The organism is Ralstonia sp. UBA689 (assembly GCF_002298975.1).
In the GTDB taxonomy this organism is placed as follows: domain Bacteria; phylum Pseudomonadota; class Gammaproteobacteria; order Burkholderiales; family Burkholderiaceae; genus Ralstonia.
Genome location: NZ_DBMV01000041.1, coordinates 72,514 through 89,067, shown reverse-complemented (window position 1 = coordinate 89,067; position 16,554 = coordinate 72,514). Strand labels below are relative to the sequence as shown.

The following is a 16,554-nucleotide window of genomic DNA, read 5'->3' as shown; positions in this document are numbered from 1 at the left end:
TTCGGTTTTACGAGCGCTGGCCCCCACGTGAGGCAACTCGGAAGACCGTTCAAGTGTCCTTGCCGTCGCATTTTTGCGGCGGTTTTCGCGCCATGTCCTCCGCCTCCCCATCCATGACTTCCGCTTCCGGCCGCATGACCAGCCTAGAGCTGCGCGCTGCCGCCTCGCTGGCCGGCATCTTCGCGCTGCGCATGCTGGGTTTGTTCATGATCATGCCGGTCTTCGCGGTGTTCGCGAAAACGCTGCCGGATGGCAACAACACCCAACTCGTCGCCTTCGCTATCGGCGTGTATGGCCTTACGCAGGCGGTGCTCTACATCCCCTACGGATGGCTATCGGACCGCTTCGGGCGCAAGCCGGTCATCGTGACGGGGCTGGTGATCTTTGCGGTGGGCAGCCTGGTGGCGGCGTTCTCGCACAGCGTCGCGGGCATCGCTGTCGGGCGGGCCATTCAGGGCGCGGGGGCGATTTCCTCGGCGGTGATCGCCTTCGTGGCTGATCTCACGCGCGAGGAGCACCGCACCAAGGCCATGGCCATGATCGGCGGCAGCATTGGCGTGTCGTTTGCCGTGGCCATCGTGAGCGCGCCGATCATCTTCCGCTGGGTCGGCATGCCGGGGATGTTCCTCGCGATCGGCGTGTTGGCCGTCATCGCCATCGGCGTGGTGCTGTGGGTGGTGCCGAACCCGCCGCGCCCGCCCGAACACGTGAAAGCCCCCTTCCGCGAGGTGCTGCACAACCGCGAACTGCTGCGCCTGAACTTTGGCGTGTTTGCCCTGCATGCCACGCAGACGGCGTTGTTCGTCGTGCTGCCGCACATGCTCGAAGCCGCCGGCCTGCCAGTCGACTCGCACTGGAAGATCTACCTGCCGGTGATGGGCGTGTCGTTCGTGCTGATGGTGCCGGCCATCATCGCTGCCGAGAAGCGCGGCAAGATGAAGATTGTGCTGCTGTCCGCCGTGGCATTGGTGATGGCGGCGCAACTGGCGCTGGGTGAAGTGCAGCCGACGCTCACGGCTTTGTCGATTGCGCTGCTGGTGTATTTCCTTGGCTTCAACGTGCTGGAGGCGTCGCAGCCGTCGCTGGTGTCGAAGTATGCGCCGGGCGTGCGCAAGGGCGCGGCCATGGGCGTGTACAACACCACGCAGGCGCTGGGCCTGTTTGCGGGCGGTGCCGGAGGCGGCTGGATTTTGCTGCACGCGGGGCAGCATGCAGTGTTTTTTGCCTGTGCGGGACTCGCGCTTGCGTGGCTTATAATCGCCAGTCCAATGCAGATGCCGGCGCTGCGTCGTCACTAGACTTCTAGCCGGCCCCCCAACGGCGGCATCACTTCATTTACCTTCGGAAACTCATCATGGCGTCCGTCAACAAAGTCATCATCGTCGGCAATCTCGGCGCCGATCCCGAAACGCGTTACATGCCCAGCGGCGACGCCGTCACCAACATTCGCGTGGCGACCACCGACCGCTATAAAGACAAAGCCAGCGGCGAAATGCGCGAAGCCACCGAATGGCACCGCATCGCCTTCTTCGGCCGCCTGGCCGAAATCGCCGGCGAATACCTGAAGAAGGGTTCGCAGGTCTACGTTGAGGGCCGCCTCAAGACCCGTCAGTGGGAGAAGGACGGCCAGAAGCAATACAGTACCGAAATCGTCGCGGAACAGATGCAGATGCTCGGCGGCCGCCAAGGTATGGGCGGCGAGGGCGGTGGTGGAGGCGGCGGTGGCTACTCGCGCGGCGGTGAAGGCGGCGGCGGTGGTTATGGCGGTGGCCGTGGTCAAGGCGGCGGTGGCGGTTACGCGCGCGGTGGCGAAGGCAGTGGCAGCCAGGGCGGCAATCAAGGTGGTGGTGCACGCCGTCAGCAGGCACCGTCGAATGGTTTTGAGGATATGGACGACGATATTCCGTTCTAAGAGAAACGTAGTCCAGATCTGTAAAGAAGGGCCCCGAAAGTTTTGTCTAATGAATGGGTTAGACAAAAATTTGCGGAGCCCTCTTTTTTGGCTTGCTCCAGGCGCCAGTCGGAACAGGCTTGAGCAGCAAGCAGTGCGCTTCCATCACACGATGGAGCACGTAGTGGATTCATTCCCCGTCTGCGAAGTTCGCCTTGAGACCGGCGGGCTTACCTTACCTCTACTGTGCGGCTTGAGGAGGAAGGCGTTCGGCAACGGTCAGACACCCTTGCACTCGCTTCGCGGTATCACACTTGTTGCTCAAGGACTGCCGAACCTCTCTTCGGCCAAATAGCGATTCCGCAATCGCGTAAGTCTGCAAAAAGGGGCCGCAGCGCTTCCTTCATTCTGGGACGAGCGCTTCCTCAACCGCCGGTCGAAACAGCGCCTGCGGGCGCTGCCTTTCTGGTTTTTGTCGAGCGGCCGGAATAAACCGCTGCTCGCACGTGTTTACTGCGGCAACGTACCACCCACTTCAAGTGAGAGGAACTTGCCATGTCGCAGCTTCTGAAGACTCTTCTACGCAAATCCCTGTTGGCGGCGCTCATCGCCACTCTTGGTGGGCAAGCCAGTGCGGTGCTTGCCCAGAACACCCAGACTTCGGGCGATCGCGAGCGGGCTTTCCTTGCGGCGAACGATCTCGCCATGACGAAGATGATGGACGACATGACCATCAAGCCGACTGGCGACATCAGCCAGGATTTTGTCGCCATGATGATGCCGCACCATCAAGGCGCCATCGATATGGCCCAGGCGTATTTGCGCTACGGCCAAAACGAACAGCTGCGCCGTATCGCTCAAGAAATCATCGTGGATCAACAGCAGGAGATTCTGGCGATGCGGCTGGCCGTGGGTCTGCCGCTGCCCGCGCCCGCGCCCGCGCCCGCGCCCGCGCCCGCGCCGGTGCCAACCCAGCCGGCCGCCGCTTCAACATCAACCCAGTCGCAATCGCATTCGGCTGAGCTCACCGGGCATGCACACGCCCACACGATCAAGTAGAGGGGGTATCGATGAAAGCCAGATTGTTTGTCGCTGCTGCGCTGGCCGTAGCGGCGCTTGGATGTGTCGGAGGCGCCAATGCAGGTCAAGCACCGGCGCCGCTCTCGTCTCCGGACATTCCCATCAGCCATCGGGATCGGGTCTACGCTGCAGAACAATTTTCGAACACCGTTTCGGTCACGGACCCGGCTGACAACAAGCTCCTGGGGGTGATCAAGCTGGGCGATCCTGCGCCCGGCAACTTCAGCCCGCTCTACCGCGGGCAGGTGCTGGTTCACGGGATGGGGTTCTCGCCGGATCACCACACCCTGGCGGTTGTCTCCATCGGCTCCAATTCGGTGACGTTCATTAACACGCAGACCAATGCCGTCGAGCACACCACGTATGTTGGCCGTTCTCCGCACGAGGCGCTCTACACGCCCGATGGCAGCGAGGTCTGGGTGACCGTGCGCGGCGAGAACTACATCTCCGTGCTCGATGCAAAGACGTATGAAGAGAAGACGCGTATCACGGTGCCGGCTGGCCCGGGCATGCAAATCTTCTCGCCCGACGGCAAGTACGGTTACGTCTGCTCTTCGTTCAACCCGGAAACCGTGGTGATCTCTACCGTAGACCACAAGATCGTTGGGCGCATCAAGCAGGCATCGCCGTTCTGCCCGAATGTCGCTGCCACGCCCGATGGCAGACAGGTGTGGCTCACGCTCAAGGATATCGGCCACGTGCAGGTGTTCGACGCAAGGCCGCCTTTTGCTCCCATCAAGTCGTTCGAGACGGGACCGATCACCAATCACGTTAACTTTGCGCACAACGCGAAGGGCACGTTCGCCTACGTGACGATCGGTGGCTTGAACCAGGTGAAAGTCTTCCGGACCGACACCTTCGAGCAGGTGGCGACGATTCCCGTCGGCAAACTGCCGCACGGCCTGTGGCCCTCCGGCGACGGAACACGCATCTATGTCGGCCTGGAAAACGACGACGCGCTGGCTGTCATCGACACGCTGACAAACAAAGTCGTAGCAAACGTGCCTATCGGCCAGGCTCCGCAGGCGCTGACCTATGTACCCAACGCGGTTCCGGAAGGCGACGGCACCCAGAATCTGCAGCCGCTCGGTCTCGCAGGACAGGCCATTCATCTGACGTTGATGCCGGTCGCTACCGGCACCGCCGGTTCGTCTGGCACGCCCACGAGCGTGGTGCTGTTCGATCAAGGGCTCGTTCAGGTGCTTCAGGCATCTGTCACCGGCCTGCAGCCGAAACAGCCCTACGTAATCGCGCTGTCTGAAAACGCTGACGGTAGCGGACCACTTGAGGGGCTTGCCAATTTCATGACGAATCCCGCCGGGGCGGGCATCGTGAATGCCATTGGGCGGATCCGGCAGATCGTTGCTCCTGGCAGCGTCGGCACTGACAACAAACGCGGATATCTCGTGGTCGCACCGGTTGTCGCTGGCAAGCCAGGTGCTCCGGTGCAAGTGCAAGCGCCTTAAGCAATCGACGTCGTCGTGGAAGCGTTGCCCATATCAGTGGGCAACGTCCGGCTTTGCATCGCGATGCGGCAGGCGGATCGTGAAGCGCGTCCGCCCATCAACGCGCGAGACATCGATGGTGCCGCCATGGGCCACGACGATGGCCCGGGTGATGGCCAACCCAAGCCCCGTGCTTTCCGACTCAGGGCGGGCGCGCGACTTGTCGGCGCGGAAGAAGCGCTCGAACAGGAACGGCAGCTCGTGCGGTGCGATGGCTTCGCCGTCGTTGTCGACCGCAACCGTGACACCATCGTGATCGCCGCTGACCGTGACCAGCACCTTGCCCCGTCTGGGCGTATGGCGGATCGCGTTGGACAGCAGGTTGCTCAACGCGCGACGCAGCATCAGCCGGTCGCCCAGGATGCGGCCGTCGCCTTGCAGTTGAAGCTGTACCGCCTTGTCGTCGGCCAGTGCGTCGTAGAACTCGAACAGCGCGCGAATCTCGTCGGCGAGATGAATCGCTTCCGCGCTGGGCAGCGTCAGGCTGTGTTCCATCTTCGCGAGGTAAAGCATGTCGGAAACCATGCGTGCCAGGCGTTGGAGCTCTTCCGCGTTGGAAGCCAGCACGTCGCGATACTTGATGCCCTCTCGCGGTTGCGAGAGCACGACTTCCGTCTGCGTGAGCAGGTTGGTGAGCGGCGTGCGCAGCTCGTGTGCGATGTCGGTCGAGAAGTCCGACAGACGGCGGAAGTCGTTCTGCAGACGCTCCAACATGGCGTTCAGTGTGGCGGCCAGGTCTGCGACCTCCTCCGGCACGGTCTCAACCGGCATGCGCTCGTCGAGCCTGTCGGCCGTCACGGTGCGTGCGCGCGAAGCCATGGTGCGCAGAGGTGCCAGACCGCGACGCGCGGCCCACCAACCGAACAGACCAGTGGCCAGCGCCGCCAAGGCGATGTAGAACGCCAGCGTGCGGCGGAACGTGTGCAGGAAATGGGCATGCGTATCCGTGTTCATGCCCAGCAGGATGTCCAGGGACTTGGCCGATGCGTTGTGCAGCGGGATCGACGCGCGAATGCCCCGATAGTGCTGCCCACCTTGCGCCCATGCGAGGACGTCGCCGTTGTGCTGCTGCGCCAACGCTGCTGCCTCGGCCTGGAAGTCGAAGCCGTGGGTCGAGTACAAGACCTGCTGGTCTGGGTATTGAATGCGTGCAACCAGGTCGGCGTGATACTGCAAGGCCTCCCGAACGCGCTCGGGAATCTGATCGGTCGGGTTCGATTCGACGATCTTCCGGATGACGTTGATGTGCTCGCGCAGCGTCGCGTAGTCCTGTTCGGCAAAGTGCTGATCCATGGCGAGGGCGATCACGAGTCCCAAGCCCAGCAGCACCGCCGCCGAGCACAGCGAGAAGTACGCCGTCAGCCGAGTGGTGAGCGAGAACCGCCCCATCAGGCGTCCTCCGGGTCTTCCAGCACGTAGCCCATGCCGCGCACGGTCTGGATCAGTTTCGGCTCGAAGTTGTCGTCGATCTTTGCGCGCAGGCGGCGGATGGCCACGTCGATTACGTTGGTGTCGCTGTCGAAGTTCATGTCCCAGACCTGGGAGGCGATCAGCGAGCGCGGAAGCACCTCGCCGCGGCGCCGGGCCAGCAGTTCCAGCAAGGAGAACTCCTTGCTCGTGAGCGGAATCTTCTGGCCGCCACGCGAGGCGCGTCGGCGGGTCAGGTCCAGCACAAGATCCGCAACCTGGATGCGATCGGCCGACAACGCGGCGCTGCCACGACGCAGCAGCGTGCGCACCCGTGCCAGCAGTTCGGCAAACGCAAACGGCTTCACGAGATAGTCGTCGGCTCCCATCTCCAGCCCCTTGACGCGGTCGGCCACGCTGTCGCGTGCGGTCAGGAACAGGACCGGGGTCACATGGTCCGCCGCGCGCAACGACTGGACGATCTGCCATCCGTCGAGATCCGGCAGCATCACATCCAGCACAAGCAGGTCGTAGTCGCCCGTCATGGCGAGGTGACGTCCGTCGATGCCGTTCCTGGCCAGGTCCACCACGAAGCCGGCTTCGGTGAGCCCTTGCTGCAGGTACTCCCCGGTTTTGGGTTCGTCCTCGACGACTAGCAATTTCATGCGTGTTCTGCCCGATTCAGGCGCGCGGTATTGGCATGGGCGGTAGAGTACCGCGTTGCCCGCCACATGACGGGAAGATGACCGATTTGTAATGTGTCGGTCAGGTGTGGGTAGCCTGCCCTTCAGTAGCCTGCACGCATCTTCTTGAACACGGCAGTGATCTCACTCCAAGGAATCGCAATCATGCGCAGACATCGTGCCTCCGGCCTCGTGCTCCCGAACCTGCCACGCCGGCGGTTTGTGCAAGGCCTGACCGCCGGCGGCGTGATCGCCGGGTTGGGGCTTGGCGGGATGGGCGCTTCGCTGACTGCGGGGGCGGCGTCTACGACGTTGGGCACGGCACCCGTCTTGCGGGGGACCGAGTTTGATCTGGTGATCGATGAAACACCGGTCAACTACACCGGCAAGCCCGCCATGGCAACCACCATCAACGGCATGCTGCCCGGTCCGACGCTGCGCTGGCGCGAAGGCGACACGGTCACGGTGCGTGTCACCAATCGCTTGCGCGAGCCGACATCGATTCACTGGCACGGCATCATCCTGCCGTTCGAGATGGACGGCGTACCGGGCATCAGTTTTCACGGCATCCCGCCCGGCGAGAGCTTCACCTATCGGTTCAAGGTGCGGCAAAGCGGCAGCTACTGGTACCACTCCCATTCCGGTTTTCAGGAGATGACCGGCGTGTATGGCGGTCTTATCATCGACGCCGCCGGTGGCGACATGATCCGCGCCGATCGTGATCACACCGTTTTGCTGTCGGACTGGACCGACGAAGACCCGATGCGCGTGCTGTCCAAGCTCAAGACGCAGAGCGACATCTACAACTACCACCAGCCGACCGTGGCGGACTTCTTCCGTGATGTCTCCAACGATGGCTGGAAATCGGCCATGGACAAGCGGCGCATGTGGAACCAGATGCGCATGAGCCCGACGGATCTGGCTGACCTTTCCAGCGCCACGCTGACCTACCTGACCAACGGCGTCACGCCGGCCGGCAACTGGACGGGCCTGTTCACGCCGGGCGAGACCGTGCGGCTGCGTTTCATCAACGGCTCCGGCAACACGTTCTACGACGTGCGCATCCCGGGGTTGAAGCTCAAGGTCGTGCAGGTCGATGGGCAGAACATCGAGCCGGTGACCGTGGACGAGTTCCGCTTCGGCCCGGGCGAGACGTGTGACGTGCTGGTCGCGCCCAAGGACGATGCCTACACGATCTTCTCCCAATCGATGGACCGCACGGGCTATGCCCGCGGCACGCTGGCGGTCCGGCCCGGGTTGACGGCCGAGGTTCCCGCACTCGACAAGGTGGAGTGGCTCACCATGGCGGACATGATGGGGGATATGGGCGGCATGGGCGGCATGGACCACGGCGACATGCAGATGATGGATGCCGGCGAGATGACGATGATGGACGGTAGCCAGCAAGGTGCCGCCGCCGATGACGCGCAGAGCCTGAAGGTGCCGAGCAAGAAGGCGCGGCACGCGCGTACGGAGTACGGGCCGGGCACCGACATGCGCGTCGACAACGCACGCACCAACCTGGACGACCCCGGCATCGGGCTGCGCAACAACGGGCGACGGGTGCTGGTGCTCGCTGACATGCACACGATTGGCGGCCCCATGGACCCGCGCGGTCCGGGGCGCGAGGTGGAGCTGCATCTCACCGGCAACATGGAGCGCTACACGTGGTCCATTGACGGCGTGGAGTTCGGTAAATCGACGCCGGTGCACTTCAAGTACGGCGAAAGGCTGCGGGTCATTCTCCATAACGACACGATGATGACTCACCCCATGCACCTGCACGGCATGTGGAGCGAGCTGGAGGCGCCCGATGGCACCTTCCTTGCGCGACGGCACACGCTTCCCGTGCAGCCCGCACAACGGATCAGCTTTCTCGTGACGGCAGATGCGCTGGGCCGCTGGGCATGGCACTGCCACCTGATGCTGCACATGGACGCGGGCATGTTCCGCGAGGTGGTGGTGGCCTGATGCTCGAAACTCACAGCGGACTCAACATGCGCAGGCACGCAAGGACTCTATTGGCCGTCGCGCTGGCCGTTGCGGGCCTCGGCGCCGCTTCGGCCCAGGAAATCCAACTGATGAACGGTGAGACGGCTCCCGCGCAGGAGATGGACCACAGCGCAATGCCGGGCATGGATCACGGCGCGATGCAAGGGATGGACCACGGCAGCATGAGCATGCAGGGTGGTTCGGCGCCTTCCGATGCGCGCGATCCCGATGCCTATTCGGGCGGGTATCGACTCGGCGTCGGCAAGTACGCGCTCGGCGAAACCCGCCACCTGATGATGGCGGACGAGCATCTGTTCGGCTCGGTGCTGGTGGACAAGTTGGAGTGGGTGCATGGCAGCGACGCCAACGCGACCGCCTACGACCTGCAGGGCCGCTTCGGCACCACCTACGACAAGGCTGTCCTCAAAGCCGAGGGCGATGTGTCGAAGGGACGGTTTGAAGAGGCACGCACCGAGTTGCTGTGGAGCCACGCCGTGGCGACGTTCTGGGATACGCAGCTCGGTATCCGGAACGATGCAGGCTTCGGCCGCCCGGCGCGCAACTGGGTGGCGTTTGGCATGCAAGGCCTGGCGCCATACTGGTTTGATGTGGAAGCGACGGCCTACGTGGGCAACAGCGGCCGCACGGCATTGCGCCTGTCCAGCGAATACGAATCGCGGCTGACCCAGCGGCTGATCCTGCAACCGCGCGTGGAAGCCAACTTCTATGGCAAGCGCGATCCCGAACTTGCCATCGGCAGCGGGCTCGCAAACGCAACGGTCGGCCTGCGGCTGCGGTACGAAATCAACCGCCAGTTTGCGCCGTATATTGGCGTTGAGCGCAGCCAGGCATTTGGTGCTACGGCCAACATGATCGAAGCTGCCGGCGGCCGTCGTGGCGATACCCGCTTTGTCGCTGGCGTGCGCCTCTGGTTTTAGGTGCCAGTAGAAATAGATTCAGTCCCAACCCCTGACCCCAAGAGTGTTCTTATGGCGACCTCCCGTTTTACCCGGCAAGCCCTCATCGGCATGTCCATGGCGCTGCTGGCAACGGCTGCGCTTGCGCATCCCAAGCTCGTCTCATCGACGCCGGCCGACAAGGCAGAAGTGGCCGCTCCGGGCAAGGTCGAACTGCATTTCTCTGAAACCCTGATGCCGCAATTCTCGGGCGCGAACCTGGTGATGACGGGCATGCCTGGCATGGCCGACCACGCACCGATGAAAGTTGCGGCCAAGGTCTCGGGCGGTGAAGACGGCAAGACCATGATCATCACGCCCACGCAGCCGCTGCCAGCCGGCAGCTATCGCGTCGACTGGCGTGCGGTGTCGTCCGATACGCACAAGGTGAACGGCACCGTCACCTTCGAGGTGAAGTAAGCCGATGCCGGAGGATTGGCTGGCCGTCGCGCTGCGCTCTGCGCTGTACCTGGACCTGATGGTCGTCTTTGGCGTCGCGCTGTTTGGCGTGCACGCCATGCGGGAAAGCGATCGTCGCTCAGCGATGGCACGGCAATACGTTCGTGTCATCGGTAGCGCAGCGGCGCTGGGTATCGGGCTCTCGCTCGCGAGCATGGTGGTGATGGCCAAGGCGATGACCGGCGCCAGCGCGTATGCCGAACTCTCCGCGCATGTTTTCAGCATGATCGTGACGGGGACGGCAGTTGGCCTGGCTTTGGTGATGCGCGCAGTGGCCTTGCTCGCCGTGTTGGCGGCTGTTGTTGCGTTGAGCACACGTCCGCTGCCGCGCTTATCGGTGCTGTCCGCAATCGGGGCCGTCGCCTTGGCGACCCTCGCCTGGGCCGGCCACGGCGCGATGGATGACGGCATGCGCGGCGTGTTCCATCTCGTGATCGACATCGCTCATCTTCTGGCTGCAGGAGCATGGGTCGGCGCGCTGGTCGCGTTCGTCATGCTGGCTTCAGTGGCGAAAGACGCGTCACCGGAGGCAGCCGACCTGCTCGGCCGGGCTTCCAACGGTTTTGCCCATATCGGCACGCTGATCGTGGCCACATTGGTCGTGACCGGGGTGGCCAACTATTTTCTGATCGCAGGCCCGACGCTCGATGGCCTGCCAGGTACGGCTTACGGCAACCTGTTGCTCGTGAAGCTCGCGCTGTTCGCGCTGATGTTGCTGCTGGCCGCAGCCAACCGATATCGGCTGAGCCCACGTCTTGCAGCAGCGTTGTGCATTGGCAGCTACGCCGAAGCCGTGGCCGTGCTGCGCCGGAGTCTGGTCATGGAGGCCAGTCTGGCCGGCTTGATTCTTGTCCTGGTGGCCTGGTTGGGGGTGCTTTCTCCCACTGGTGCTTGATACGCTTTCTTTCTATTTTCACGATGTGATGACCGCCAACTCGCACGCACCATCCTTGTTTCGCACGAGACGAACTTTCGCCCTTGGCCTTGCGCTGCTGCCCGTCGCGGCCCTGGCGCGGAAAGCCGCAGCAAAGCCAGTGGTCGAAGTCTGGAAGACGCCAAGCTGCGGATGCTGCAAGGACTGGCTTGCGCACCTGCGCGACAACGGCTTCGACGTGGTGGCACACGATGTCGAAGACACCGTAGAGGCTAGGAAGGCCGCGCGGATGCCCGAGCGCTATGCTTCCTGCCACACCGGCATCGTGCGTGGCTACGCCCTGGAAGGGCATGTTCCGGCCCGCGAGATCAAACGGCTGCTGCGAGAGCAACCGAAGGCGATTGGGCTGGCGGTGCCGAGCATGCCGCTGGGTTCGCCCGGCATGGATGGGCCGGCGTATGGCAACCGCCACATGCCCTACAACGTCTTGCTGATCGGCCTGGATGGCCAGTCAATGGTGTATCAGGCTTACAGTTGAAGCTGGCCGGTTTGAGACGCCAATAGGACCGTGCCAGCCCGAGGACGGGTGATTCCTTCGTTGACATCGAGAGGAGTAGCGCCAATGCAAGACCATCGCCATCCGCACGACGAGGAACATGGTCACCACCACGCGCATGCTCCGCAAACCGTGGCGCAGCCAATAGCAATAGCCCCGACCGGCGCCATCTACACCTGCCCGATGCATCCCGAAATCCGGCAGGACCACCCCGGCAATTGCCCCATCTGCGGGATGACGCTGGAGCCCGTCATTCCCGAGCTTGAAGATGACGATAATCCGGAACTTCGCGATTTCAGCCGACGTTTCTGGTGGACGCTGCCCCTGACGGCGATTGTGTTTGTACTGGCCATGGCCGGGCATCGATACGGCTGGATGGACGCTGCCGTCCAAAGCTGGGTCGAACTGGTGCTGGCGACGCCCGTCGTCGTGTGGGCGGGATATCCGTTCTTCGAGCGATGCGTGCAGTCGTTCGTCCGCCGCAGTCCCAACATGTGGACCCTCATCGGGCTGGGGACCGGCGCGGCTTATCTGTACAGCATCGTCGCCACCGTTGCGCCCGGCGTCTTCCCGCTGACGTTCGCGGCCCACGGCCGCATCGGCGTGTATTTCGAAGCCGCTGCGGTCATCATCTCGCTGACCTTGGCCGGGCAGTTGCTGGAGCTGAAAGCGCGCTCGCAAACCTCGGCGGCAATCAAGTCGCTGCTTGGCCTGGCACCCAAGACAGCGCGACGGATCAATCCCGACGGCACAGAAGCCGACGTCCCGTTGAGCCACGTGCACGTGGGGGATCGCCTGCGGGTGCGGCCGGGCGAGAAGGTGCCAGTGGACGGTGTGGTGATCGAGGGCACGAGTTCGGTGGACGAGGCGATGATCACCGGAGAACCGATTCCCGTCACCAAGCGGGCGGGCGACCACGTCATCGGCGCGACGATGAACGCCACCGGAAGCCTGGTAATCGAGTCGGAGAAAGTGGGCTCGCAGACCGTGCTGTCGCAGATCGTGCAGATGGTGGCCCAGGCCCAGCGCTCAAAGGCGCCGATGCAACGGTTGGCCGATCAGGTGGCAGGCGTCTTTGTCGTCGCCGTGGTTGCCGTTGCCGTGCTGACTTTCCTGACCTGGGGCCTGTTCGGGCCGGACCCGAGCTGGGTCTACGGGCTCATCAATGCGGTGGCGGTGCTGATCATCGCGTGCCCATGTGCGCTGGGTCTGGCAACGCCGATGTCGATCATGGTGGCGAGCGGCAAGGGCGCATCGAGCGGCGTGCTGTTCCGGGATGCCGCTGCCATTGAGAACCTGCGCAAGGTCGACACCCTGATCGTCGACAAGACCGGCACGCTCACGGAAGGCCGGCCAACCTTCGAGCGAAGTGTTGGTGCCAACGGTTTCAGCGATGCTGAAGTCCTGCGCCTGGCGGCCAGCCTGGATCAGGGGAGTGAGCATCCGCTGGCCGCCTCGATCGTCGACGCTGCACGAGAAGCCGGTCTGCCGCTGGACAAGGCAGCGGACTTTGAATCGAGTACCGGCATTGGCGTACGTGGCACCGTTGCCGCCAAAAGGCTGGTGCTTGGCAACGCGATCCTGATGCAGACCGAAGGGGTTTCCATTGCGTCGCTGGCACAGGCGGGAGACGCGCTGCGCGCGCGGGGGGCGAGTGTGATGTATCTCGGTGTCGACGGCGTGCTGGCGGGGTTGCTTGCGGTATCCGATCCGATCAAACCGACCACCGCCGAGGCGTTGCGGACGCTCAAGGAAAACGGCATCCGCGTTGTGATGGCAACCGGTGACGGTGTGGTGACGGCAAAAGCGGTTGCCCTCGCACTGGGCATCGAGGAGTTCCACGGAGAGGTCAAGCCCGCCGATAAGCTTGCGCTGGTCAACCAGCTTCAGGGCGAAGGGCGCGTCGTCGCCATGGCGGGGGACGGCATCAACGACGCCCCCGCGCTGGCGAAGGCGGATGTGGGCATCGCCATGGGAACCGGCACCGACGTGGCGATGAACAGTGCGCAAGTGACCCTGGTCAAGGGCGACCTGCGGGGCATTGTGCGTGCCCGCAAGCTGTCCGAAGCGACCATCGCCAACATGAAGCAGAACCTGGGGTTCGCTTTCCTTTACAACGCCTTGGGTGTGCCGCTGGCGGCCGGCGTGCTGTACAGCGCGACGGGCATGCTGCTGTCTCCCATGATTGCCGCGCTGGCCATGAGCCTCAGTTCGGTGTCGGTGGTATCCAACGCACTGCGGCTGCGGCGCGTTGTCATCTAAATATCAAGGAGATGGGTGGGATTGGGCGGGGCTTCTTTTGCGCAGTCGCTCTAGTCGTTCGAGCATCCCTTCTTGAACACTTTCTTCACGCCACACTTGGTGGCGTGTGCCGCATCCCGGAAGCCATGGCCGACCGCCCGCGCACCGTTGGCCGTGGCATGGCCGACTTCCTTCGCAGCGTGGCCAGTCTTCTTGGCCGCATCTTTTGTTCCTTGCTTGATGTCCTGCTTCATCTCGGACAGATCAGCATGGGCGACGGGGCTTGCGAGCGCCAGCAGCAGCGTGGCGGATAGGAACAGGCGACCTTTCACGACAGGAATCCTCTCAAACGGGTTCAACCAGCGGATGCATCGAGCACCACGGCAGCACGGCCAGTCAGCAGGATGCGCCCGGCACAGCGCACGGTAAAGCCGTATAACACGTTGTTACCGTCGCCGCCGATGCGCTCGGCTTCGATGTCCAGCGGACCGTCGAGCGTATCGAGCCGCGTGACGTTGGCAACGACCCCGCGCACACTGGCCAGAAAGCCTGCACGCGGACGTTGTTGTGCGGCATCGCGCAGAGCGCCATGCACGGCCATGGCCTGCGCGGCGTATTCGACACCGCAGACCGCCGCCAGCCGGCCGTTGGCGCGCAACGGGTTGGCCGGATCGCGGTGGCTGGTGGCCGTGCATCGGATGTGCGCATCGTCCCAGGCGAGCACGGCATCGAGCAGGCACATCGTGCCGCTGTGCGGAATGCGTGCGGCGATCCAGCTTCGGTCAAGTGGCGGCGGCGGCGTGTCCAGTGTCATGGCGTGCTCTTGCTGAACGCCCCGGATGCATCCGGCAGGACGATATCCACCTGCAGGCGGGTGTCGGGCAGATAGTCGAGCACGACGCTGGCCGCCCGCTGGTTTGCCAGCGCTTCGAGCAGCGGCAGCGCGCGCGCAGCGGGGTTGCCGCATCGCAACGGTTCGAGCTCCGCGTGCGCAAGTGTCGTGGCAGGCGTGTCCGTGAGTGCGACATCGATGCGCGCCAGCGTGTGCGTGCCCGGCTCGGGCGCCAACACCAGTGCCACGGCAAAGGCGTCGGGCACCGGCCGCGTCGCGTGCAGCGGTTCGGGGTATTCGCTGTCGTAGGCGATCAGCAGGCTAGGTGCAGCGTCGATCACGACTTGGCAGAGGCTGTCGAGCAGGCCCGCCGCAAAGCTGCCGTCGTGCGCGCACAGCACGTTGGACGGCGCCATCGCATGCGTGGCGATACTCCAGTAGCCGGCCGGCGCGTTGTGCACGGAATTGTGGAAGCGTGTGGGCGAGAGCTTGCGGTCGTCGCTGGCCAGGGTTTCGCAAATCACGTGGCAGTTCTGGCCGTCCCCGCCGGACGAGGTGAACACGGTGGCCAGCGTGGCGGCGTCGCGCCCGCTGGTGGCTACCGCCTCGTGGCCGACCGCCAGCGCGAGCTTGACGACCGGCCCTGTGCGCCGCCGCTCGATCGGCGGCAGGCCCGCTGGCGGCGGCAGAGCGGTGCGCTCGTGTGCATAGGCGGTACGGCCCGCGAGCACGCCGGCAGCGTGCGGCCAGTCCGGCAGGCCGGGGCCGAGCAGGCCGATGCTTTCGATGAAGGCGCTCAGTCGGGTCATGGTCGGGTGTGGTCTGCACGACCGAAGAGCAGGCAGCAGTTCGTGCCGCCAAAGCCGAAGGCGTTGGACAGCGCGATACGCACGCGCGCATCGCGGCTTGTCGTCACGTACGGCATGGCCAGCGCCGGGTCGGGCTGTGTGGTGTTGATGCCGGCGGGCAGGAACTGATGGCGCAGGGCCAGCGCCGTGATGACGGCTTCCAGTGCGCCAGCGGCACCCAGCGTGTGGCCGGTCGCGCCCTTGGTTGAGCTGCTCGGCGGGATGTCTGAGGTGCTGTCGAACAACCTGTGGATGGCGTGGCCTTCGGCGGCGTCATTGCTCAGCGTGCCGGTGCCGTGCAGGTTGATGTAGTCAATGTCCGACGCGGCGAGGCCGCTGCTGACCAGCGCCTGTGCCATGGCCGCGTGCGCGCCCAGTCCTTCGGGGTGCGGCGACGACATGTGATGCGCGTCGCTCGATTCGCCGATGCCGAGCAGCAGGATCGCGTCGTCGTCCAGCGTCTGTTCAGGCCCGGGTGCGCGCTCCAGCAGCGCAAACGCGGCGGCCTCGCCGATCGAGATGCCATCACGTGCAACGTCGTACGGCCGGCACGGCTGCCGCGACAGCAATTCAAGCGAGTTGAACCCATACAGCGCGGTCAGGCACAGCGAATCCACGCCGCCCACCACGGCCGCGTCGATCAGGCCGGCTTCCAGCATGCGCCGCGCCGAGGCAAACACCTTGGCGCCGGACGAGCACGCCGACGAGATCGCCATGGCCGGGCCGCCCAGTGCGAAATACGTGCGCACGAAGGCGGCGGGCGAATAGATGTTGTGCGTCTGCGCGTAATGGAAATCGGCGGGCAACGCCCCCGTTTGCGGATCGCGGTGCTGGTAGGCGTGTTCCGTTTCGAGGATGCCCGACGTGCTGGTGCCCACGAATACGCCGACGCGCTTGGCGCCGTAGCGTGCCTTGGCGGCTTCGACGTGTTCGGCAAAGCCGTCCTGCGTGAGGCCGATCTGTGCCAGGCGGTTGTTGCGGCAATTGAAGTCGGCCAGGTCGGCGCGTACCGGCTGCGCATCGACACCGTCCACCGCGCCGATCCAGGTGTCGAGGTCTGCTCGTGGGAAGTCGCACGGCACCAGGCCGCCGCGCTGCCCGCGCAATGCATCGAGCGCGGCGTCGAGGCCACGTCCGATGCAGCTTGTGGCGGTGAAATGCGTGAGCAGAATGGGCTTCACGGAGGCGGTCTTGGGACAGTTGAAGGGGGGTGCGGCTCGGCAGATTGGG

General features: G+C 64.2%; 16 protein-coding genes. 10 read left to right on the top strand and 6 right to left on the bottom strand.

Features of this window, described 5'->3' with window-relative positions:
• Positions 1-134: 134 nt before the first annotated feature.
• From B4F51_RS19725 to B4F51_RS19710, 4 genes are all read left to right on the top strand, one after another.
• Positions 135-1,298 carry an MFS transporter gene (locus tag B4F51_RS19725; protein WP_296228517.1) on the top strand — a complete coding sequence of 388 codons (1,164 nt, stop codon included), beginning with the start codon at positions 135-137 and terminating at the stop codon, positions 1,296-1,298.
• 56 nt (positions 1,299-1,354) lie between these two features.
• The gene (locus B4F51_RS19720; protein WP_296228287.1) at positions 1,355-1,912 is read left to right on the top strand and encodes a single-stranded DNA-binding protein; all 558 of its coding nucleotides are present in this window, start codon (positions 1,355-1,357) and stop codon (positions 1,910-1,912) included.
• Positions 1,913-2,446: 534 nt separating this feature from the next.
• Positions 2,447-2,950: a DUF305 domain-containing protein gene (locus B4F51_RS19715; protein WP_296228285.1), complete on the top strand. Its 504-nt coding sequence runs from the start codon at positions 2,447-2,449 to the stop codon at positions 2,948-2,950.
• Positions 2,951-2,961: 11 nt separating this feature from the next.
• The gene (locus B4F51_RS19710; RefSeq protein WP_296228283.1) at positions 2,962-4,437 is read left to right on the top strand and encodes a YncE family protein; all 1,476 of its coding nucleotides are present in this window, start codon (positions 2,962-2,964) and stop codon (positions 4,435-4,437) included.
• Between the two features lie 33 nt (positions 4,438-4,470).
• On the opposite strand, the gene B4F51_RS19705 is transcribed toward B4F51_RS19710, so the two are convergent.
• Both B4F51_RS19705 and B4F51_RS19700 read right to left on the bottom strand, forming a co-directional pair.
• Positions 4,471-5,865 carry a heavy metal sensor histidine kinase gene (locus B4F51_RS19705; RefSeq protein WP_296228281.1) on the bottom strand — a complete coding sequence of 465 codons (1,395 nt, stop codon included), beginning with the start codon at positions 5,863-5,865 and terminating at the stop codon, positions 4,471-4,473.
• Positions 5,865-6,548 carry a heavy metal response regulator transcription factor gene (locus B4F51_RS19700; protein ID WP_296228279.1) on the bottom strand — a complete coding sequence of 228 codons (684 nt, stop codon included), beginning with the start codon at positions 6,546-6,548 and terminating at the stop codon, positions 5,865-5,867. Before B4F51_RS19700 ends, B4F51_RS19705 begins: the two co-directional genes overlap by 1 nt.
• A gap of 183 nt (positions 6,549-6,731) precedes the next feature.
• Here B4F51_RS19700 and B4F51_RS19695 point away from each other — a divergent pair, with 183 nt between their 5' ends.
• From B4F51_RS19695 to B4F51_RS19670, 6 genes are all read left to right on the top strand, one after another.
• The gene (locus B4F51_RS19695) at positions 6,732-8,537 is read left to right on the top strand and encodes a copper resistance system multicopper oxidase (protein ID WP_296228277.1); all 1,806 of its coding nucleotides are present in this window, start codon (positions 6,732-6,734) and stop codon (positions 8,535-8,537) included.
• A complete protein-coding gene (locus tag B4F51_RS19690) occupies positions 8,537-9,496 on the top strand; it encodes a copper resistance protein B (RefSeq protein ID WP_296228275.1) in 960 nt (319 codons plus the stop codon). The genes B4F51_RS19695 and B4F51_RS19690 overlap by 1 nt, the downstream gene beginning before the upstream one ends.
• Positions 9,497-9,547: 51 nt before the next feature.
• Positions 9,548-9,934 carry a copper homeostasis periplasmic binding protein CopC gene (gene copC / locus B4F51_RS19685; RefSeq protein ID WP_296228273.1) on the top strand — a complete coding sequence of 129 codons (387 nt, stop codon included), beginning with the start codon at positions 9,548-9,550 and terminating at the stop codon, positions 9,932-9,934.
• A 4-nt stretch (positions 9,935-9,938) separates the two neighbouring features.
• Complete coding sequence (gene copD / locus B4F51_RS19680) at positions 9,939-10,868, top strand: copper homeostasis membrane protein CopD (RefSeq protein WP_296228271.1); 930 nt, start codon at positions 9,939-9,941, stop codon at positions 10,866-10,868.
• Between the two features lie 28 nt (positions 10,869-10,896).
• Complete coding sequence (locus tag B4F51_RS19675; RefSeq protein WP_296228269.1) at positions 10,897-11,385, top strand: DUF411 domain-containing protein; 489 nt, start codon at positions 10,897-10,899, stop codon at positions 11,383-11,385.
• Between the two features lie 84 nt (positions 11,386-11,469).
• A complete protein-coding gene (locus B4F51_RS19670) occupies positions 11,470-13,665 on the top strand; it encodes a copper-transporting P-type ATPase (protein ID WP_296228268.1) in 2,196 nt (731 codons plus the stop codon).
• 50 nt (positions 13,666-13,715) lie between these two features.
• Here the strand turns inward: B4F51_RS19670 and B4F51_RS19665 are convergent, their stop codons facing one another.
• The 4 genes from B4F51_RS19665 to B4F51_RS19650 are packed head-to-tail and all read right to left on the bottom strand — an operon-like array spanning position 13,716 to position 16,505.
• Positions 13,716-13,976 (bottom strand): hypothetical protein, encoded by a 261-nt coding sequence (locus B4F51_RS19665; protein WP_296228266.1) that lies wholly within the window; start codon positions 13,974-13,976, stop codon positions 13,716-13,718.
• A gap of 23 nt (positions 13,977-13,999) precedes the next feature.
• Positions 14,000-14,458: a hotdog family protein gene (locus tag B4F51_RS19660; RefSeq protein ID WP_296228264.1), complete on the bottom strand. Its 459-nt coding sequence runs from the start codon at positions 14,456-14,458 to the stop codon at positions 14,000-14,002.
• Positions 14,455-15,285, bottom strand: a complete 831-nt coding sequence (locus tag B4F51_RS19655) for a beta-ketoacyl synthase chain length factor (RefSeq protein ID WP_296228262.1) — start codon at positions 15,283-15,285, stop codon at positions 14,455-14,457. Before B4F51_RS19655 ends, B4F51_RS19660 begins: the two co-directional genes overlap by 4 nt.
• Positions 15,282-16,505 carry a beta-ketoacyl-[acyl-carrier-protein] synthase family protein gene (locus tag B4F51_RS19650; RefSeq protein WP_296228261.1) on the bottom strand — a complete coding sequence of 408 codons (1,224 nt, stop codon included), beginning with the start codon at positions 16,503-16,505 and terminating at the stop codon, positions 15,282-15,284. Before B4F51_RS19650 ends, B4F51_RS19655 begins: the two co-directional genes overlap by 4 nt.
• Positions 16,506-16,554 lie beyond the last annotated feature (49 nt).